Source organism: Serratia sp. PL7 (assembly GCF_945957435.1).
The window spans coordinates 1-18632 of the sequence record NZ_CAMFLB010000015.1; the positions used below are offsets into that span (position 1 = coordinate 1).

Below are 18632 nucleotides of genomic sequence, written 5' to 3' on the forward strand. Positions count from 1 at the left end.
AACGTTAACGTGCGGTTTTGTACGTTCAAATTTTTCTTTAGACACGGCTATATTCCTTACTATAGCGCTCTCCCCTTCTGGAGAGAGCACGGGACTTTGGTTTTAACCCTGCGGCTTATTTGCCACGGGCTTCGATTACGGCCTGAGCGACGTTGTTCGGTGCATCATCATACTTCAGGAATTCCATGGTGTATGATGCGCGACCTTTAGTCAGAGAACGCAGCTGAGTTGCGTAGCCGAACATTTCGGACAACGGTACTTCAGCGTGGATCTTAACGCCAGTCACTTCAGATTCCTGACCGCGCAGCATGCCGCGACGACGGCTCAAGTCACCGATAACGTCACCGGTGTTCTCTTCTGGAGTCTCAACTTCAACCTTCATGATAGGCTCAAGCAGAACTGGTTTCGCTTTCTTAAAGCCTTCTTTAAAGGCGATAGACGCGGCCAGTTTAAACGCCAGTTCAGAGGAGTCAACGTCGTGGTAAGAACCGAAGTGCAGACGAATACCCATGTCTACTACCGGGTAACCAGCCAACGGACCAGACTTCAGCTGCTCCTGGATGCCTTTATCAACGGCAGGGATGTATTCGCCAGGAATTACACCACCTTTGATGTCGTTGACGAACTCGTAACCTTTCGGGTTAGAGCCCGGCTCCAGTGGGTACATGTCGATCACAACGTGACCGTACTGACCGCGACCACCAGACTGCTTGGCGTGCTTACCTTCAACGTCGGTAATCTTCGCGCGAATCGCTTCGCGGTAAGCTACCTGAGGTTTGCCCACGTTAGCTTCAACGTTGAATTCACGCTTCATGCGGTCAACGATGATGTCGAGGTGCAGTTCACCCATACCGGCGATGATGGTCTGGTTAGACTCTTCGTCAGTCCATACGCGGAACGACGGGTCTTCTTTAGCCAGACGGCCCAGAGCCAGACCCATTTTTTCTTGGTCAGCTTTGGTTTTCGGTTCAACGGCGATAGAGATTACCGGCTCAGGGAATTCCATACGCTCCAGGATGATTGGAGAGTCTGGATCACACAGGGTGTCCCCGGTGGTCACGTCTTTCAGACCGATCGCAGCGGCGATGTCGCCTGCGCGAACTTCTTTGATCTCTTCACGCTTGTTGGCGTGCATCTGAACGATACGGCCAAAACGCTCGCGCGCAGACTTAACGGAGTTCAGCACGGTGTCGCCGGAGTTAACAACGCCGGAGTACACGCGGAAGAAGGTCAAGTTACCTACGAACGGGTCGGTAGCGATTTTGAACGCCAGCGCAGAGAACGGCTCGTCATCACTTGCGTGACGCTCAGCCGGAGTGTCTTTACCGTCGTCCAGGATACCGTTGATCGCAGGAACGTCAGTTGGTGCCGGCAGGTATTCGATTACCGCATCCAGCATCGCCTGCACGCCCTTGTTCTTGAACGCAGAACCACAGGTAACCAGGATGATTTCGTTGTTCAGTACGCGCTGACGCAGAGCTGCTTTGATTTCTTCCTCGGTCAGCTCTTCGCCGCCCAGGTATTTTTCCATCAGCTCTTCGGAAGCTTCCGCAGCGGACTCGATCAGGTTCTGGCGCCATTCTTCAGCCAGATCCATCATGTCAGCCGGGACGTCTTCGTATTCGAAGGTTACGCCTGCGTCTTCTTCGTTCCAGTTGATCGCCTTCATTTTCACCAGGTCGATAACGCCGGTGAATTTGTCTTCTGCGCCGATAGCCAGCTGCAGAGGAACAGGGTTAGCGCCCAGACGAGATTTGATCTGGCCAACAACTTTCAGGAAGTTAGCGCCCATACGGTCCATTTTGTTAACGAACGCGATACGTGGCACTTTGTATTTGTTAGCCTGACGCCATACGGTTTCAGACTGTGGCTGAACACCACCAACAGCACAGTAAACCATTACCGCGCCATCCAGCACACGCATGGAACGTTCTACTTCGATGGTGAAGTCAACGTGCCCTGGGGTGTCGATGATGTTTACGCGATGCGGTTCGAACTGCTTGGCCATACCAGACCAGAAAGCAGTAGTCGCTGCAGAAGTGATGGTAATACCACGCTCCTGCTCCTGTTCCATCCAGTCCATGGTGGCAGCGCCGTCATGAACTTCACCGATTTTGTGGTTTACACCGGTGTAGAACAGAATACGTTCGGTAGTGGTGGTTTTACCGGCGTCGATGTGAGCACTGATACCGATGTTACGGTAGCGTGCAATGGGTGTTGTACGAGCCATTTGATTCCTCTATTCCTAGGGCGTTCAAGTTCAGTTAACCCAAGCGGGCCGATTTGACGCGCCCGCTTGGTTAGCATGACTACAGCCAGGTGATTACCAGCGGTAGTGGGCGAACGCCTTGTTGGCTTCGGCCATACGGTGAACGTCTTCACGCTTCTTAACAGCAGAACCTTTGTTCTCTGCTGCGTCAGACAGCTCGTTCGCCAGGCGCAGAGCCATGGATTTATCACCGCGTTTACGTGCAGCATCAACGATCCAACGCATTGCCAGAGCATTACGACGAACCGGGCGGACTTCAACTGGTACCTGATAAGTAGAACCGCCAACGCGACGCGACTTAACTTCTACAGTCGGGCGAACGTTGTCGAGAGCGACTTCGAAAGCTTCCAGGTGATCTTTACCAGAACGCTGAGCCAGGGTCTCCAGCGCGGTATAGACGATTGCTTCTGCAGTAGATTTTTTACCGTCTACCATCAGGATATTTACAAATTTGGCCAGCAGCTCAGATCCGAACTTAGGATCTGGCAGGATTTTACGTTGGCCGATTACGCGACGACGTGGCATGGAAATACTCCGTTGTTAATTCAGGATTGTCCAAAACTCTACGAGTTTATTTTGACATTAAAGTTAAAACGTTTGGCCTTACTTAACGGAGAACCATTAAGCCTTTGGCTTCTTCACGCCGTACTTGGAACGAGCTTGCTTACGGTCTTTAACACCGGAGCAGTCAAGTGCACCACGGACGGTGTGGTAACGCACACCTGGCAGGTCTTTTACACGACCGCCACGGATCAGGATTACGGAGTGTTCCTGCAGGTTGTGGCCTTCGCCACCGATGTAGGAAGTCACTTCGAAACCGTTAGTCAAACGCACACGGCAAACTTTACGCAGTGCGGAGTTTGGTTTTTTCGGGGTAGTGGTATATACGCGGGTGCATACGCCACGTTTCTGCGGGCAGGCTTCCAGCGCTGGAACGTTGCTTTTAGCAGCCTTCACAGAGCGTGGTTTGCGAACCAGCTGGTTAATTGTTGCCATTAAAAAAGCTCCTGGTTTTTGCTTCGTACTAGCTTCGTAAACATGTGATAAATCCCCTCGTATGCACTATTGGCAGAGTACGAGGACGCAGAATTTTAGGGCTGACCAGTATGGGTGTCAAGAAATATACAACATCACTCTCATTACCAGGCCATTTGGCTGCGGTGTTGTTCGGTTAATTCAACGAAGTGATTATAGCCGATGACAGTGATTTTGTGCGAAAAATGACCAACCAATCCCCGGGCTTCCAGGTCATCCTGCAGCGCATAAAGGGATATGGGGGCGGCGAGCAGCAATTCAAGATGAGCGCTGCCGGCAAGGCCTGCAAGCACGCCGTCCTGTAGCAGCAACAGCGCGTCGCCCTCCGCCGCCAGGCGCAGCAGCGCAGGTAAGTCACATTGGTTTGGCGAATGGCTCAGGGTATACAGCATCAGAAGATCCTAAAACGTCATCACGGCGTCGTAACCGGCCAATTGGCGGCGCAATTCATCCGGCGCCAGCACCTCGGCATCCAGCACCCAATCGGTCACCTGACTCAGCCCACGCTCCTGCAGCGAAGCCTGGCATAGATAGCAGCGCTCCACGTCATACAACGGCAGCACGCCGAAGGTGGCGATGTAATTGCGCGCCAAGATTTTTTCCGGTTGCTGGCCCGGCAACAGCTGCAATACGCCATCGCCGACAAAAAACACCCCCAAATCCTCACTGAGCGCCGATGTGGCAAGCAGCGCATCCAGCCCTTCCCTGCCGCCGGCACCGCCGTGCGGCCCGTGGGTGAAAACAAAAGCGACTCGTTTCATCATATCCTCAGAACTGCACCAGACGGTCGCAACTCAGCGACGCTTCGGCCAGGGAACCCAGCCCGCTCAGGGTAAAGCCGGGCTGCAGGTTGGCGCTTGCCAGCCCCTGTTGCGCCGCCTCCTGCTCGTCGGTGACGCCACGGCGCAGCGCGGCAGCAACGCAGACGTTGAGCGCCACGCCGTGTTGCTGCGCCAGCTGCGTCCAGCCGCGCACCAGGTCGAATTCGTCGCTGGCCGGCGCGGTCAGTTGGTTGGCGTTCAACACCCCTTCACGGTAGAAAAAAACGCTGGAAAGCCGGTGCCCTTTCGCCAGCAAAGCCTGAGCGAACTGATAGGCGCTGCTGGCCTGCTGCGTGCCGTAAGCCGGGCCGGTGACCAACAGACAATAATCGAGCATCAACGGTCGCTTCCCAACAGATCGCCACTCTTGAACTGGCGGATGTACAGATACACGGTGTGTTTGGAGATATTCAGGCGATCCGCCACCTGATTGATCGCATCCTTGATATCGAAGATGCCTTTCTCATAGAGGTTGAGCACCACCTGGCGATTCTTGGCGTTATTGGACACCGAGCGGTCGGCGTTCACCTCTTCGATGGTGAACTCCAGCGTCTGCGCCACCAGATCGTCGACGGAAGAGGCGAAATTCACCGACGACGGCACGTCCTGCGTGGCCGGCGGCATAAAAGTCTGCATGATCTGCGAGAACGGCACGTCGAGGTTCATGTTGATGCACAGCAAGCCGATCACCCGCTGCTCGCGATTGCGAATGGCAATGGTCACCGATTTCATCAACACGCCGCTCTTGGCGCGGGTAAAGTAGGCTTTCGACACGCTGCTGTCGTCGCCGGCCATGTCGTGCAGCATGCGCAGCGCCAGGTCGGTGATCGGCGAGCCGATTTTGCGCCCGGTGTGTTCCCCGTTGGCGATGCGCACCGCCGAGCTGTTCAGGTCTTCCAGCGCGTGCAATACGATCTCACAGTGGCCGCCGATCAACATCGCCAGCCCGTCGACCACCGCTTCATAGGATTTCAGGATTTCATGATCCGTTTGAGTAAACGGACGTTCATTCAGCAAATCAAGTTCGCTGGCTTCGCTGGATAAAAGCGAATTCGACATCGAAGATACCACCCTCATAGATCGCCTGTGCCAGGGGGCGCAGCTAAAACCGCTCGGACCGGATCGCTGCCGTCGTCGGCATGCCGCCGCGCGGCTGGCTGAGAGCCGCATAAAACGGCACGATGACATCCGCGGGCGAGGCGGCCGGGAACAATTTTAGGTACACGCCCTAAGGGGCAGACGCATGACTGATAAGTCAGAATTATTAGTCTAGCAAAGCGGCCGGAGCAAAGTCCTTGCGTTTGCGCGTGGTATTGACGTTAAGCCCGATGCCCGGCAGGCGTCAAGCGTTCAATGGCGAGAGAGGCGGCGGCGGCCAAAATGAAAACCGCCGCGGAGGGCATCCGCGGCGGTGGCAAACAAAGCGACGAGATTATTTCGCTTTGGTATCGGCTTTCGCATCAGCCGGTTTTTCGGCTTTAGCGTCGGCTTTCGGCGCCGCTTTCACGTCCAGCAGCTCAACGTCGAAGACCAGCGTGGAGTTAGCTGGGATGCCCGGAACGCCGGTTTTGCCGTAGGCCAGCGCCGGTGGGATCACCAGCTTGATTTTTCCGCCTTTCTTGATGTGCTTCAGACCTTCGGTCCAGCCAGGGATCACGCCGTCCAGACGGAACGACAGCGGCTCGCCGCGGGTATAGGAGTTATCGAACTCGGTACCGTCGGTCAGGGTGCCTTTGTAGTTCACCACCACGGTGTCGCTGTCTTTCGGCGCTTCACCCGCGCCCGGTTTCTCTACCTGATACAGCAGGCCGGATTCGGTTTTCTTCACGCCTTTTTCTTTAGCGAAGCTGTCGCGATACTTGGCGCCTTTGGTTTCGTTGTCCTTGGCGTCCTGCTCCATCTTCGCCTGAGCGGAAGCCTTCACGCGCGCTTCGAAGCCCTGCAGGGTCTTCTCGATGTCGGCATCGTTCAGCTTGCTCTTGTTGGCGAACGCGTCCTGAACGCCGGCGATCAGCTGATCTTTGTCCAGCTTGATGCCCAGCTTCTCTTGCTCTTTCAGAGAGTTGTCCATGTAACGGCCGAGAGAGGCGCCCAGTGCGTAAGCCGCTTGCTCGTCGTCGTTTTTGAACTTGCCGGTGCTTGGCGCTGCTGCCGCGTCCGCTGGTTTAGCGGCTTCTGCCGGTTTGGCGGCATCGGCTGCCATGACCTGGGTCGCATTCAGAGCAAAAGCCATGGTGGTTGCCAGAAGCGTGACTTTAAACAAAGATTTCATCCATTTCTCCAGTGTCTGAAGCAATGCCCCAAACAATCATTAGGTAAGATAACCGGGCTACTATAGCTGCCTGAAACAAAACAAAACAGTCGCACAGGTAACCAATCGAGTCAAAGTGTGACTCCCACTTTGCCGAGAAGTTTCCCCCTGCGTGCTACTCGTATGATAAATCAGATTTTTCTTGCAGAATATTCGGCGAGGTTAGCAAAAAACGGCGTATCGGGCGCGCAACTTTTCAGCACTTTACACTGCCGATCGCAACGTTGCGCGCCGTCTGAAGAAATAGCGCGAGCAAACCCGGCGCCAGCTGTTACCATAGCGCCGAATCAGGATTTTATCGCGTCAGAGGTAGCCTCATGCACAACGCCGACATTCAACGCCTGCTACAGCGGCTTGAAGAACTGGAGAGCCGTCAGGCTTTCCAAGAGCTCACCATCGAAGAGCTCAACCAGACCGTTACCCAGCATCAAATGGAAATGCTGAAGATGCGCGAACACCTGCGCATGTTGACCGACAAGCTGCGCTCGACCCAAACCTCAATGATCGCCTCGCAATCGGAAGAAACCCCTCCGCCGCACTATTGAGGGTCCGTTGCGCGGTTATTTCAGGCGTGCCAACCCATCGACGGCACGCTCGAGATACCGGCGCGGGCACCCCAGGTTGATGCGGATAAAACCGCTCCCCTGCGGGCCGAAACCGCTGCCCATCGACGGAGCCAGCTTTGCCACCGCCACCAGCGCCTGCTGTAAGTCAGCATCGCTCAAACCCAGTGCACGGCAATCCAGCCAGGCGAGATAGGTCCCTTCTGCCTGGGTCATCGTGCACCAGGGCGCGGCGGCCGCCAGCGCCCGTTCAAACCAACGCCGATTCTCCGCCAGGTAGCTGAGCAGCTCATCAAGCCAGACAGCACCCCGTTGATAGGCCGCGGTCGCCGCCGTCATCGATAGCGCGTTGAACACATCCAGCCCGTGGGCATTCAGCCGATCGACAAACGCCTGCCGAAGCCGAGCGTTGGGGATCAGGAAATTCGAAATGCGCAGCGAGGAAAGGCCGAACGTTTTGCTGGCGGACGTCGCCGCAATCGCTCGCTCGCGATATTTCTTGTCCAGATGCAACACCGACGTAAACGTCTCGCCGGGCAGCAGCAGATCGGCCCAGATCTCATCGGAGATCACCGTAACGTCGTGGGTATGGCAAAGCGCCATGAGCCGCTCCAGTTCATCGCGGCGCCAGCAACGGCCTGTCGGATTGTGCGGATTGCACAGCAACAACAGCGGCGGTTTACGCTGTGCCAGACAGGCAGCCAACTGGTCGAAATCGATCCGATATCCCTGCGGAGTTTTCAACAGAGGATTCTCAAGCACCTCTCTGCCATTCATGGTGACTATCTTGGCGAACGAGCCATAATACGGCCCCTGCACCACCACACCGTCCCCCGGCTTGCTGAGCAGTTGGATCAGCATCGCCAATCCGGGCACCACCCCCTCAATCGACGTAAACCACTCACGCCGCAGCGGCAAGTCGTGCCGTTTGGCGAACCAGTCGATCGCCGCCTGATAGTAGGCGTCGTCACGTTCGCTGTAGCCAAAGACCCCGTGGTCCACCCGCTGATGCAGCGCCTGTTGCACCTCTGGCGGACATGGAAAATCGAAATCGGACACCCACATCGGCAACAGTTCGCTGCCATCCAGTTGCAGATAGCGGTCGATGAAGTCCCACTTCACGGAGCTGGTGTTGTGGCGATCGATGATGGCGTTGAAATGACTCGTCATGTCAGGCTTCCTTACGCTGCAAATCGTTCTGAGGTTGAAGTTTGGCGATACCGAAGCCGGTGAACCCATAAATCAGGGCGAACACCACCGCGGCATAACATTGGATCGCCCACGGCAGCAGATCGAGCGTGCTGACCCCCAGCGTGGTCGCCATGTAAATACCGGCGGCCGTCCACGGGATCAGCGGCTCGATAACGGTGCCCGCATCCTCGACGGTGCGTGACAGGTTTTTGTTGTCCAGCCCCATGCGCCGATAGGCCCCTTTGAACAGCTCCGCTGGGATCAGCAGCGCCAGCTTGCCGTCGCTGGTCGCGCCGGTCACCAGGATCGTGGTGGCAACGGTGGCGGCGATCAGTTGGCCGGTGGTGTGCACCACGTGCAGCAGCCGGCTGATGATCACCGTCAGGGCGCCGGTCAGCGTCAGGGCGCCGGCGAAGGAAAAGGCGCAGAACACCAGCAGGATCGTACTCATCATCGAGAACATGCCGCCGCGGTTCAGCAGGCGCGGCACATCGGCGACGATCCCTTCGACGTTATGGCCCTGGCTGGCGAACATCGACAGATTGAAGCCGTCCATCAACGCATTCAGCCCCTGTTGCAGGCTAAAACCCTGCAGCGCGACGCCGATGGCGATCGCCAGCGCGCAGGCGGCCAGCATGACAGGGATCACCGGCCGTTTGGTCACTGCGCCCCACAGCACCAGCACCGGTGGCAGGATCAACAGCAGGTTGAAATGGTACAGCCCCTCAAGCGCGCTGACGATTTCGGTCACTTTTTCCGGCGTTGCCACGCTGCCCACCGCGCCGGTGTGGCCGGCGATCAGGTACACCACGGCGGCCAGGATGAAGCTCGGCAACGTCGTGTACATCAGATGCTGGATATGGCTGTAGAGATCGGTATCCGCAACGATAGCCGCGAAGTTCGTCGAATCGGACAACGGCGAAATTTTGTCGCCGAAGTAGGCGCCGGACACCACCGCCCCAGCCGCGGCGGCCAGCGGCACGTCTAAACCGGCGGCCACGCCCATCAGCGCCACGCCCACGGTGCCGGCTGCCCCCCACGAGGTGCCGGTGCACACCGAGATCACGCTGGTGATGAAGAACGCGGCAATCAGAATATATTGCGGACTGATCAGCTTCAGCCCCCAATACACCATGTAAGGGATTGTACCGCTGATCATCCAGGTGCCGATCAGGCCACCTACGCAGATCAGGATCATGATCACCGGCATGGCCTTCGCCAGCTTGGCCACGATGGCCTCGATGATGTCGTCCCAGCGGTAACCTTGCCACCAGGCCAGCGCGGCGGTGATGGCGGCGGAAACCAGCAGAAGCGGTTCAATGCGCAGGCCAAACTGGCCATAGCCGATGATGAGCAGCAACAGCATGGCCACAATCGGCAGCGTCGCCAACCCAAGGTTGAGCGTTTTCTTATTATCCATATACGGCTCCTGTTGAAGATGGGGTACTGCAACAGCGTAATGGCTTCGATAATCGGAGGATGTGAGCGCAGGCAACCGGCCATGTAATCGGTTTCATGCGCTCACATTGTGTGACTTGTCTCTCATTCGCCGCGCTTGCTTTGCTCATGCGGCTCGCCATCGGTGACAGAGTCTCGCAGGATAAGCTCGGCCGAAAAGCGGTTGTTCTGCGGCGCGACGTCGCTGCCGCTGTGGATCTGCAGCGCGAGGCGCGCGGCGCGTCGGGCCATTTTCTCGATGGGGTAATGCACAGTGGTCAGCGAAGGGTGGAGATATTTCGCCAGGGCAATGTCGTCAAAGCCAACGATCGACAGCGCCTCGGGCAACTGAATGTGCCGTTGATGGCAGGTGCGCATCATGCCGGCGGCCATCACGTCGTTGAACGTCACTGCGGCGGTGAAGCGTGGGTCGCTGGCCAGCACGCGCTCGGCCGCTAACTCGCCCCCTTTCTCGTTGAAGGGCACGCTGATGATCCAGGCTCCGGGCACCTCAATACCAGCGGCGGCCATGGCCTTGCGGTAACCCGCTAACCGCTGTGCGCGGTCGTCGATCGGCAAATCCGTCGTCACGCAGGCGATTCTCCGATGCCCCTGGCGAATGAGTAGCTCGGTCGCCGCCTGTGCCGCCTTGGCATTGTCGAGCCAAATACAACGATTGGCGATGGCCGGCAGGTAGCGATTGACCAGCACCAGCGCGGGCGTGTGGGCGGCGTAGCGCAGCAGCTCCTCTTCTCCCATGCGCGTGACGTGCGCCACAATGGCTTCGCATCCCTGATTGATGAGAAAGTCGAGGCCGCTTTTTTCCAGTTCGGCCTGATGCCCGCCGCTGCACAACATCAAACGCACGCCAGCCTGCCGCGTGATGTCTTCCACGCCCCGCGCCAGGCGCGAGAAAAACGGATCGTCGAGGTTGCCGGTCAGCAACCCCAGCATATTGCCGCTTCTTTTCGCCAGTGCCAGCGCGGCGGCGTTGCGGTGGTAATTGAACTCGCGCATCGCTTTCTCGACGCGTTCGCGGGTCACCGGTTCAACGTAGGCGGAATTATTGATCACCCGGCTGACGGTGGCCGTGGAAACGCCGGCGCGGCGCGCAACGTCTTTCATGGTGGCCATGGCATGTCCTGTTGTGCCGTTCGGCGCCTGGTGCGCCGCGCATAAAAAAGGGCAGCCAATGGCCGCCCTCTTGTCTCGGGATTGCGTTCTGCTTAGTGGCAGCCGCAACCACCGTTACCGCAACCGCCTTTACCGTGGTCGTGACCATGGTCGTGATCGTGGCTGTGGCCGTGACCGCCGCAGCAACCTTCACCGTGCTCGTGGTGATGGTCGTGCTCGCCGTGTACGTGACCGTGCGCCAGCTCTTCTGCGGTCGCTTCGCGGATCGCGACAACTTCCACGTTGAAGTTCAGGTTTTGGCCAGCCAGCATGTGGTTGCCGTCAACCACGACGTGGTCACCGTCAACTTCGGTGATTTCAACCGGTACCGGGCCCTGATCGGTGTCAGCCAGAAAACGCATGCCGACCTGCAGTTCGTCAACGCCCATGAAGACGTCTTTCGGTACGCGCTGCACCAGGTTTTCGTCGTAGTTGCCGTACGCGTCGTTCGCGCCGACGTGAACGTCAAAACGATCGCCAACGTCGTGGCCTTCGAGTGCTTTTTCCAGACCTGCGATCAGAGAACCATGCCCGTGCAGATAGTCCAGCGGTGCGCTCACCGGAGACTCATCAACCAAAACACCGTCTTCTGTACGTACTTGGTAAGCCAGGCTGACCACCAAGTCTTTTGCTACTTTCATGATATCTCCTACCGTTGGCTACTAGGACGCGCACCGTTATCGGGATGCGCGCCTTTTCCGGACAGATTGTAACGGAAATCTGCCTCGCTGTACCCTCCGGGATAAAAAAACGCTACTTCGGCTGGAAAATGCCGATCACCTGCTCTTGCGGGCGAACGTGTTTTTCCACCTGTTGTTCGGTCTGGCGCTGATGGTGTCCGCACTTGACGCACTCCACCACTTCCACCTGATCCTCCCGCCATACCGCCAACGTATCCATAGCGCTACAGCTCGGGCACACCGCCCCGGCGATAAATCTCTTACGTGTTGCAGACATCGTTATGCTCCCGCTTATTCGTATTCGTCCCAGCCGTCGAACTGGCGACTTTCTTTTTGCATTTCGCGATGGAACAGCTCTTCCAGCTCGCGCCGCGCCTCTTTCACGCGGGAAATTTGCGCCACGTCGCCCTGATGCGGCGGCATCAGCTCACGCAGCATGCGCATATCCAGGCGGCGGAAATGCTGCTGGGCGCGGAAAGCCTGATGCGGGTGCATGCCCAACTCCATCAGCGCCTTGCGCCCCAGTTCCAGCGCGCTGGAGAAGGTTTCGCGGCTGAACTGTTTCACGCCCGCCTGCAGCAGCTCATGCGCCTCCACGCGGCCGCGCGCGCGCGCCAGAATGCTCAGGTTCGGAAAGTGCTGTTGGCACAGCCGCACGATCTCCATGGTGTCTTCCGGCTCATTGCAGGTGATCACGATCGACTTGGCCTTTTCGGCGCCCGCCGCGCGCAACAGCTCCAGCTCGGTGGCGTCGCCGTAATAAACCTGGTAACCGTAACGCCGCAGCACGCCGACGGCGCTGACGTCGCGCTCCAGTACGGTAATGCGCATTTTGTTGGCCATCAACAGGCGGCCGATCACCTGGCCGAAACGCCCGAAGCCGACGATGATCACCTGCGGATCGTCATCCTCTACGTACGGCGTTTCCTCGTCTTCGCCTTTAGCGTTATAGCGGCGCGCCAAAATGCGGTCGATGACCTGCATCAGCAGCGGCGTGGTCATCATCGACAGCGTCACCACCACCAGCAGCAAAGAGAGTTGATCCGGCTGCAGCACCTTTTGCGTCCCCGCCGCCGAAAACAGTACGAAGGCAAACTCACCGCCCTGGCTGAGCACCCCGGCAAACTGCAGCCGCACCGAGCTACGCAGGCCGAACAGACGCGACACGCCATAGAGCACGCCGGATTTGACCGCCACCAGCGCCAGTACGCCGATCAACACCTCGGCCAGGTGGGTGTAGAGCACGCCGATATTCAACACCATGCCCACCGAGATAAAGAACAGCCCCAGCAGCAGCCCTTTAAACGGCTCGATGGAGATCTCCAGTTCGTGGCGATATTCGCTCTCCGCCAACAGCACCCCGGCGATGAAGGTGCCGAGCGCCATCGACAGGCCGAGCGCCTCCATAAACAGCGCCGAGCCGAGCACCAACAACAGCGCCGCGGCGGTGAAAATCTCGCGCACGCCGGAGGCGGCGATATAGCGGAACAGCGGCCGCAGCAGAAAGCGTCCGCCGATCAGCATGCCGCCGAACGCCGCGACCTTGAGCGCGATCTTCGCCCAGTCGTCGCTGGTGCCGCCGGCGCCGGCCAGAATGGGGATCAACGCCAACGCCGGGATCACCGCCATATCCTGGAACAGCAGCACCGAGAAACCGAGCTGCCCCCCTTCGTTGCGGTTCATGCCCTTTTCGCGCATCAGCTGCAGCGCCATGGCGGTGGAAGACATCGCCAGGCCGATACCGCCGATCACCGCCGCCTGCCAGGCGAAGTGCGTCAGGTACAGCAACGCGCCCAGCACCGCCGCGGTGAGCAACACCTGGCCGGCGCCGGCGCCGAAAATCGAGCGCCTCAGTTCCCACAGCTTGCTGGGGTTCAGCTCCAGACCGATGATGAACATCAGGAACACCACGCCCAGCTCGGAGAAGTGCAGGATCTCGTCAACGTCGCGGATGAAGCCCAATCCCCAAGGGCCGATGGCAATGCCGGCGATCAGATAGCCCAGCACCGCGCCGATCCCCAGGCGACGGGCGATCGGCACCGTCACCACCGCGGCAAACAGGAACAGCAAAATGGCGGTCAGTAAGGTCGATCCTTCCATGGTCACCGCCCTCCGTGCGGCAGCGGGTGGCTCAGCCACTCGCCGTAGGCGTCTGCATGGCTGCGCAACACCTCCGGCTTCTGCCGCCGCGCCCAATAAACCACGAACGGCGTCAGCCAGTGCATATGGCACATCCCGGCGGTCAGCTCGAACGGCCGCAGGATATCTTCCATCGGATAGTGGTTATAACCGCCGGTGCGGTAGGCGCCTTCCGGCTCACCGGTGGTGATCACCGAGCGCCAGTATTTGCCCGCCAGCGCATTGCCGCCCACCCCGCTGGCGAAGCCGCGCGACAGCACGCGATCCAGCCACTCCTTCAGCAGCGCCGGACAGCTGTAGGTATACAGAGGGTGCTGAAACACGATGACCTGATGCTCACGCAGCAGCTGTTGTTCGTGATGAATATCGATAAAAAAATCAGGGTAGTGCGCGTAGAGATCGTGCACGGTGACATGTTCCAACTGCTGCGCCGGTCGAAGCAAAACCCGGTTCGCCACCGAGTCATGGGATTCCGGATGGGCATACAGCAGCAAGACCTTGGGCGGCTGCGACATCATTCCCCTCCAAAGCGTCGTCAGAGTAGCGGTTTTCCGCTACCATGCATCGCAAAGACAAAAACAGCGCGCGGTGCGCGTTCTGTTACCTTAATGATAATTTAACATACTCTGAACATACGGCGCTTTATGATTGTATTCTCCTCGCTACAAATCCGACGCGGCATCCGCGTCCTGCTGGACAACGCCACGGCGACGGTTAATCCAGGTCAGAAGGTCGGCCTGGTGGGCAAAAATGGCTGCGGCAAATCCACGCTGCTGTCGCTGCTGAAGGGCGAGATCGCGGCGGATGGCGGCAGCTTTACCTTCCCCGGCAACTGGGCGCTGGCCTGGGTCAACCAGGAGACGCCGGCGCTGGACGTGCCGGCGATCGAGTATGTTATCGACGGCGACCGCGAGTTTCGCCAGCTCGAAGCCGAACTGCAGGCCGCCAACGACCGCAACGACGGCCACGCCATCGCCACCCTGCACGGTAAGCTGGACGCCATCGACGCCTGGACCATCCGTTCCCGCGCCGCCAGCCTGCTGCACGGCCTCGGCTTCTCCAACGAACAGCTGCAAAGCCCGGTGCGCGACTTTTCCGGCGGCTGGCGCATGCGTCTCAACCTGGCGCAGGCGCTGGTGTGCCGTTCCGACCTGCTGCTGCTCGACGAACCGACCAACCACCTGGATCTCGATGCGGTGATCTGGCTGGAGCGCTGGCTGAAAAGCTACCCCGGCACGCTGGTGCTGATCTCGCATGACCGCGACTTCCTCGATCCGATTGTCGACAAGATCCTGCATATCGAACAGCAGACCCTGAACGAATACACCGGCAACTACTCGTCGTTCGAACGCCAGCGCGCCACCAAATTGGCGCAGCAACAGTCGCTGTATCAGCATCAGCAAGAAAAAGTGGCGCACCTGCAAAGTTATATCGACCGTTTTCGGGCGAAGGCCTCCAAGGCCAAGCAGGCGCAGAGCCGCATCAAGATGCTGGAGCGCATGGAGCTGATCGCCCCGGCGCACGTCGACAACCCGTTCACCTTCAGCTTCCGCCCGCCGGAAAGCCTGCCGAACCCGCTGCTGCGCATGGAAAAAGTCAGCGCCGGATATGGCGATAAAGTGATCTTGAAGTCAATCAAGCTGAACCTGGTACCCGGTTCACGCATTGGCCTGCTCGGCCGCAACGGCGCCGGTAAATCGACGTTGATCAAACTGCTGGCCGGCACCCTGGAACCGCTGAGCGGCGAGATCGGCCTGGCGAAAGGCATCAAGCTGGGTTACTTCGCCCAGCACCAGCTGGAATTCCTGCGCGCCGACGAATCGCCGTTGCAGCATCTGAGCCGCATCGCGCCACGGGTGCTGGAGCAGCAGCTGCGAGATTACCTGGGCGGTTTCGGGTTCCAGGGCGACAAGGTCAGCGAAGTGACCGAACGTTTCTCCGGCGGCGAGAAGGCGCGGCTGGTGCTGGCACTGATCGTCTGGCAACGCCCGAACCTGCTGCTGCTCGATGAACCGACCAACCACCTGGATCTCGACATGCGTCAGGCGCTGACCGAGGCGCTGATCGATTTCGAAGGCGCGTTGGTGGTGGTCTCGCACGACCGTCACCTGCTGCGCTCCACCACCGACGATCTGTACTTGGTGCATGACGGCCAGGTCGAGCCTTTCGAGGGCGATCTCGACGACTACCAGCAGTGGCTTGTCGACCTGCAGCGCCAGGAAAACCAGCAGGATGCACCGGAAAAAGAGAGCGGCGGCAACAGCGCGCAGGCGCGCAAGGACCAAAAACGCCGCGAGGCGGAGTTCCGTACGCAGACCCAACCGCTGCGCAAGCAGATCGCCAAGCTGGAACAGCAGATGGAAAAACTGGGCGCCGAACTGGCGGCGGTGGAAGAGCAGTTGGCGGATCCCGCACTGTACGACATCAGCCGCAAGGCCGAACTGACCGACTGCCTGCAAAAGCAAAGCCAGGCCAAATCCGCGCTCGAAGAGACGGAAATGACCTGGCTGGATGCACAGGAACAGCTGGAGCAGTTAACGCAGGCGTTCGAAGCCTAAGCCTCAGTCCTTGTAAAAAGGCCTATCCCCCAGAATGGTCGCGCGGTGCATGATGCGCCGCTGCGGCAGATAATCCGCGTTGGCGTAGTGCTGCGTCACGCGGTTATCCCAGATCGCCACGTCATTTTCCTGCCAGCGCCAGCGCACCTGAAACTCCGGTTTGGTGATGTGAGCAAACAGGAAGTTCAGTAAAGCGTCGCTCTCCTTCGGCGCCACATCCACGATCCGCGTGGTGAACCCTTCATTGACGAACAGCGCCTGCCGGCCGCTGACCGGATGAGTACGCACCACCGGATGCAGCAGCGGCGGATTTTTCTGCACCGCCAGTTGCCAACGCTGGTGTTCTTCTTCACTGCCGCGATGCTTGTACTCCGGGAACGACTTGGTGAAGTCATGTTCCGCGCGCAGCCCCGCGAGCAGCGTTCTGAACGGCGCCGACAGCGCCTCGTAGGCCGCGATGCCGCTGGCCCACAGCGTATCGCCGCCGGTGGAAGGCAAGGTCTTGGCCGCCAGGATCGCCCCCAGCGGCGGGTTCTCGATAAAGGTCACGTCGGTGTGCCAGTTGTCGTTGTCCGGCGGGTTGTCGTCGTGGGTATCGAGCACGATGATCTCTTCCACGTCGGTGGCGTGCGGATAGACCGGATGGATGTGCAGATCGCCGAAGCGGCCGGCCAGATCGCGCTGCTGCAGCGGCGTGATCGGCTGGTTGCGGAAGAACAGCACCTGATGCTTGAGCAGCGCATGATAAAGCTGTTCAAACTGGCCATCGCCCAACGGCCGGGCCAACTCGACGTTTTCCACCAGCGCCCCGATGTAAGGCCCCAGCGGGGTGATATTCAGACGTTCGTTCATTGCTGTACTCCATGCCACGGGGTCAATCGGCGCTGCAGGGCGCGCAGCCCCAGCTCCAACCCAAATGCAATCACCGCAATCACGCCGATGCCGGCCAGCACCACGTCGGTCGCCAGAAACTCACCGGCGGATTGCACCATAAATCCCAGGCCGCGCGTGGCGGCGATCAGTTCGGCGGCCACCAGCGTCGACCAGCCGACGCCCAGCCCGATGCGGATGCCGGTCAGGATCTCCGGCAGCGCGCTCGGCAGCACCACGAAACGCAGCACCTGCCAACGCGTGGCGCCCAGCGCGCGGGCGGCGCGCACCCGCACCTGCGCCACGCTGCGCACGCCGGCCACGGCGGACAGCGTCACCGGCGCGAAAATCGCCAGATAGATCAACAAGATTTTCGAGGTCTCGCCGATGCCGAACCAAATTACCATCAGCGGTAAATACGCCAACGGCGGCACCGGACGATAGATCTCAATCAGCGGATCGAGGATGCCGCGCACCGTGTCGTTCAGCCCCATGGCGATGCCCACCGGAATGCCGACGATCACCGCCGCCAGCAGCGCCACCAAAATGCGCCCCAGGCTGGCCGCCAGATGCTGCCACAGCGTGGCGTCCATAAAGCCTTGCGGGCTGGCGATGGTGATCAGTTGATGCAGCACCTGCTGCGGCGCCGGCAGGAACAGCGGGCTGATCAGCTGCAGCGCCGTCACGCCCCACCAGACGATCAACACCGTCAACAGCGTGGCGCCGCTCAACCAAACGTTGCGCGGCACGCTGAAACGGCGCGCCGCTTTGCCCTGCGGCTGCGCCGCGGCCTTTAACGTGGAATGCAGGCTCATAGCAAGGCCTCGCGCTGTTGGAAAACTTTGCCCAGCACGTATTCGCGCTGCGCGATAAATTCAGGATCGGACTTAATCGAGCGGCAGGCTTCGCCGTCGGCATAGCGTTGGCCGAAGTTCAGCGACAATCGCTCCACCACCTGCCCCGGCCCCGGCGACAGCAGCAGCAGCTCGCTGGCGAGGAACACCGCCTCTTCGATATCGTGGGTGATCAGCAGCACCTGCTTGCCGGTATCGCGCCAGATGGTCAGCAGCAGCTCCTGCATTTGCTCGCGAGTAAACGCGTCCAGCGCGCCGAACGGTTCATCCAGCAACAGCAGGCGTGGATCCGCGGCCAGGGCGCGGGCGATGCCGACGCGTTGGCGCATGCCGCCGGAAAGCTGCCAGATGAAATGCCGCTCGTAACCGGCCAGACCGACGCGCTGCAGCATCTGCTCCGCCACCTGGCGACGCTGCGCCTTGCCGACGCCGGCCAGCTGCAGGCCGAACTCGACGTTGTCCACCACGTTACGCCACGGCAGTAAACCCTCATGCTGGAACACCACGCCCCGTTCAGCGCCCGGGCCGTGAACGGGCGTTCCATCCAGCGTGATGCTGCCAGCTGAAGGCTCGATAAACCCGGCGATCAAATTCAGCAGCGTGGTCTTGCCGCAGCCCGATGGGCCGAGCACCACCACCAGTTGCCCGGCGGCGATCTGGAACGACACGTCACGCAGCGCGGGCCGCCCCTGATACTCTGCTGAAAGATGATTGACGTTTAGCATCCTGCT

Annotated in this window: 20 protein-coding genes; 2 read left to right on the plus strand and 18 right to left on the minus strand. The window is 59.4% G+C overall.

The window, feature by feature from the left end; genetic code table 11:
• Positions 1-115: 115 nt before the first annotated feature.
• The 8 genes from fusA to fkpA all read right to left on the minus strand — a co-directional run bounded on the left by fusA (position 116) and on the right by fkpA (position 6397).
• Entirely contained in the window at positions 116-2230 is a 2115-nt protein-coding gene (gene fusA, locus N6G83_RS36420) for an elongation factor G (RefSeq protein WP_025304497.1), read from the minus strand.
• A gap of 93 nt (positions 2231-2323) precedes the next feature.
• The gene (gene rpsG / locus N6G83_RS36425) at positions 2324-2794 is read right to left on the minus strand and encodes a 30S ribosomal protein S7 (protein WP_004956203.1); all 471 of its coding nucleotides are present in this window, start codon (positions 2792-2794) and stop codon (positions 2324-2326) included.
• Positions 2795-2890: 96 nt separating this feature from the next.
• Positions 2891-3265 (minus strand): 30S ribosomal protein S12, encoded by a 375-nt coding sequence (gene rpsL / locus N6G83_RS36430; protein ID WP_004930426.1) that lies wholly within the window; start codon positions 3263-3265, stop codon positions 2891-2893.
• A 143-nt stretch (positions 3266-3408) separates the two neighbouring features.
• The gene (gene tusB / locus N6G83_RS36435; protein ID WP_025304499.1) at positions 3409-3696 is read right to left on the minus strand and encodes a sulfurtransferase complex subunit TusB; all 288 of its coding nucleotides are present in this window, start codon (positions 3694-3696) and stop codon (positions 3409-3411) included.
• A 9-nt stretch (positions 3697-3705) separates the two neighbouring features.
• Positions 3706-4065, minus strand: a complete 360-nt coding sequence (gene tusC, locus N6G83_RS36440) for a sulfurtransferase complex subunit TusC (protein ID WP_025304500.1) — start codon at positions 4063-4065, stop codon at positions 3706-3708.
• Between the two features lie 7 nt (positions 4066-4072).
• Positions 4073-4462, minus strand: a complete 390-nt coding sequence (gene tusD, locus N6G83_RS36445) for a sulfurtransferase complex subunit TusD (protein WP_033636259.1) — start codon at positions 4460-4462, stop codon at positions 4073-4075.
• Positions 4462-5184 (minus strand): transcriptional regulator, encoded by a 723-nt coding sequence (locus N6G83_RS36450; protein WP_004930418.1) that lies wholly within the window; start codon positions 5182-5184, stop codon positions 4462-4464. The genes tusD and N6G83_RS36450 overlap by 1 nt, the downstream gene beginning before the upstream one ends.
• A gap of 373 nt (positions 5185-5557) precedes the next feature.
• The gene (gene fkpA, locus N6G83_RS36455; protein ID WP_025304502.1) at positions 5558-6397 is read right to left on the minus strand and encodes an FKBP-type peptidyl-prolyl cis-trans isomerase; all 840 of its coding nucleotides are present in this window, start codon (positions 6395-6397) and stop codon (positions 5558-5560) included.
• A gap of 356 nt (positions 6398-6753) precedes the next feature.
• Between fkpA and N6G83_RS36460 the strand changes: the two genes are divergently transcribed.
• Positions 6754-6981 (plus strand): SlyX family protein, encoded by a 228-nt coding sequence (locus N6G83_RS36460; RefSeq protein ID WP_025304503.1) that lies wholly within the window; start codon positions 6754-6756, stop codon positions 6979-6981.
• Positions 6982-6996: 15 nt separating this feature from the next.
• Here N6G83_RS36460 and N6G83_RS36465 read toward each other — a convergent pair whose 3' ends face one another.
• From N6G83_RS36465 to kefG, 7 genes are all read right to left on the minus strand, one after another.
• A complete protein-coding gene (locus tag N6G83_RS36465) occupies positions 6997-8169 on the minus strand; it encodes a MalY/PatB family protein (RefSeq protein ID WP_025304504.1) in 1173 nt (390 codons plus the stop codon).
• 1 nt (position 8170) lies between these two features.
• The gene (gene nhaC / locus N6G83_RS36470; RefSeq protein ID WP_049206071.1) at positions 8171-9610 is read right to left on the minus strand and encodes a Na+/H+ antiporter NhaC; all 1440 of its coding nucleotides are present in this window, start codon (positions 9608-9610) and stop codon (positions 8171-8173) included.
• Positions 9611-9732: 122 nt separating this feature from the next.
• Positions 9733-10761: a LacI family DNA-binding transcriptional regulator gene (locus tag N6G83_RS36475; protein ID WP_089196320.1), complete on the minus strand. Its 1029-nt coding sequence runs from the start codon at positions 10759-10761 to the stop codon at positions 9733-9735.
• A gap of 92 nt (positions 10762-10853) precedes the next feature.
• Entirely contained in the window at positions 10854-11441 is a 588-nt protein-coding gene (slyD, locus tag N6G83_RS36480; RefSeq protein WP_004930407.1) for a peptidylprolyl isomerase, read from the minus strand.
• A 112-nt stretch (positions 11442-11553) separates the two neighbouring features.
• Positions 11554-11757: a YheV family putative zinc ribbon protein gene (locus N6G83_RS36485; RefSeq protein WP_015379274.1), complete on the minus strand. Its 204-nt coding sequence runs from the start codon at positions 11755-11757 to the stop codon at positions 11554-11556.
• 14 nt (positions 11758-11771) lie between these two features.
• A complete protein-coding gene (kefB, locus tag N6G83_RS36490) occupies positions 11772-13580 on the minus strand; it encodes a glutathione-regulated potassium-efflux system protein KefB (RefSeq protein WP_043138857.1) in 1809 nt (602 codons plus the stop codon).
• 2 nt (positions 13581-13582) lie between these two features.
• On the minus strand, positions 13583-14134 hold the full coding sequence (kefG, locus tag N6G83_RS36495) for a glutathione-regulated potassium-efflux system ancillary protein KefG (RefSeq protein WP_025159909.1): 552 nt from the start codon (positions 14132-14134) through the stop codon (positions 13583-13585).
• A gap of 129 nt (positions 14135-14263) precedes the next feature.
• Here kefG and N6G83_RS36500 point away from each other — a divergent pair, with 129 nt between their 5' ends.
• Positions 14264-16177, plus strand: coding sequence for an ABC transporter ATP-binding protein (locus tag N6G83_RS36500; RefSeq protein ID WP_060435113.1), 1914 nt, complete (start codon positions 14264-14266; stop codon positions 16175-16177).
• Positions 16178-16180: 3 nt separating this feature from the next.
• Here the strand turns inward: N6G83_RS36500 and tauD are convergent, their stop codons facing one another.
• From tauD to tauB, 3 genes are read right to left on the minus strand one after another with little or no spacing between them, the layout of a single operon-like run.
• Positions 16181-17029, minus strand: a complete 849-nt coding sequence (tauD, locus tag N6G83_RS36505) for a taurine dioxygenase (protein WP_043138862.1) — start codon at positions 17027-17029, stop codon at positions 16181-16183.
• Positions 17026-17862 carry a taurine ABC transporter permease TauC gene (gene tauC, locus N6G83_RS36510; RefSeq protein ID WP_033631937.1) on the minus strand — a complete coding sequence of 279 codons (837 nt, stop codon included), beginning with the start codon at positions 17860-17862 and terminating at the stop codon, positions 17026-17028. Before tauC ends, tauD begins: the two co-directional genes overlap by 4 nt.
• Complete coding sequence (gene tauB, locus N6G83_RS36515; RefSeq protein ID WP_025304511.1) at positions 17859-18626, minus strand: taurine ABC transporter ATP-binding subunit; 768 nt, start codon at positions 18624-18626, stop codon at positions 17859-17861. Before tauB ends, tauC begins: the two co-directional genes overlap by 4 nt.
• Positions 18627-18632 lie beyond the last annotated feature (6 nt).

Bases quoted from the DNA above. Each gene is read 5' to 3' on its own strand.
- fusA (WP_025304497.1), bottom strand. From the start codon at position 2,230: ATGGCTCGTACAACACCCATTGCACGCTACCGTAACATCGGTATCAGT.
- rpsG (WP_004956203.1), bottom strand. From the start codon at position 2,794: ATGCCACGTCGTCGCGTAATCGGCCAACGTAAAATCCTGCCAGATCCT.
- rpsL (WP_004930426.1), bottom strand. From the start codon at position 3,265: ATGGCAACAATTAACCAGCTGGTTCGCAAACCACGCTCTGTGAAGGCT.
- tusB (WP_025304499.1), bottom strand. From the start codon at position 3,696: ATGCTGTATACCCTGAGCCATTCGCCAAACCAATGTGACTTACCTGCG.
- tusC (WP_025304500.1), bottom strand. From the start codon at position 4,065: ATGAAACGAGTCGCTTTTGTTTTCACCCACGGGCCGCACGGCGGTGCC.
- tusD (WP_033636259.1), bottom strand. From the start codon at position 4,462: ATGCTCGATTATTGTCTGTTGGTCACCGGCCCGGCTTACGGCACGCAG.
- N6G83_RS36450 (WP_004930418.1), bottom strand. From the start codon at position 5,184: ATGTCGAATTCGCTTTTATCCAGCGAAGCCAGCGAACTTGATTTGCTG.
- fkpA (WP_025304502.1), bottom strand. From the start codon at position 6,397: ATGAAATCTTTGTTTAAAGTCACGCTTCTGGCAACCACCATGGCTTTT.
- N6G83_RS36460 (WP_025304503.1), top strand. From the start codon at position 6,754: ATGCACAACGCCGACATTCAACGCCTGCTACAGCGGCTTGAAGAACTG.
- N6G83_RS36465 (WP_025304504.1), bottom strand. From the start codon at position 8,169: ATGACGAGTCATTTCAACGCCATCATCGATCGCCACAACACCAGCTCC.
- nhaC (WP_049206071.1), bottom strand. From the start codon at position 9,610: ATGGATAATAAGAAAACGCTCAACCTTGGGTTGGCGACGCTGCCGATT.
- N6G83_RS36475 (WP_089196320.1), bottom strand. From the start codon at position 10,761: ATGGCCACCATGAAAGACGTTGCGCGCCGCGCCGGCGTTTCCACGGCC.
- slyD (WP_004930407.1), bottom strand. From the start codon at position 11,441: ATGAAAGTAGCAAAAGACTTGGTGGTCAGCCTGGCTTACCAAGTACGT.
- N6G83_RS36485 (WP_015379274.1), bottom strand. From the start codon at position 11,757: ATGTCTGCAACACGTAAGAGATTTATCGCCGGGGCGGTGTGCCCGAGC.
- kefB (WP_043138857.1), bottom strand. From the start codon at position 13,580: ATGGAAGGATCGACCTTACTGACCGCCATTTTGCTGTTCCTGTTTGCC.
- kefG (WP_025159909.1), bottom strand. From the start codon at position 14,134: ATGTCGCAGCCGCCCAAGGTCTTGCTGCTGTATGCCCATCCGGAATCC.
- N6G83_RS36500 (WP_060435113.1), top strand. From the start codon at position 14,264: ATGATTGTATTCTCCTCGCTACAAATCCGACGCGGCATCCGCGTCCTG.
- tauD (WP_043138862.1), bottom strand. From the start codon at position 17,029: ATGAACGAACGTCTGAATATCACCCCGCTGGGGCCTTACATCGGGGCG.
- tauC (WP_033631937.1), bottom strand. From the start codon at position 17,862: ATGAGCCTGCATTCCACGTTAAAGGCCGCGGCGCAGCCGCAGGGCAAA.
- tauB (WP_025304511.1), bottom strand. From the start codon at position 18,626: ATGCTAAACGTCAATCATCTTTCAGCAGAGTATCAGGGGCGGCCCGCG.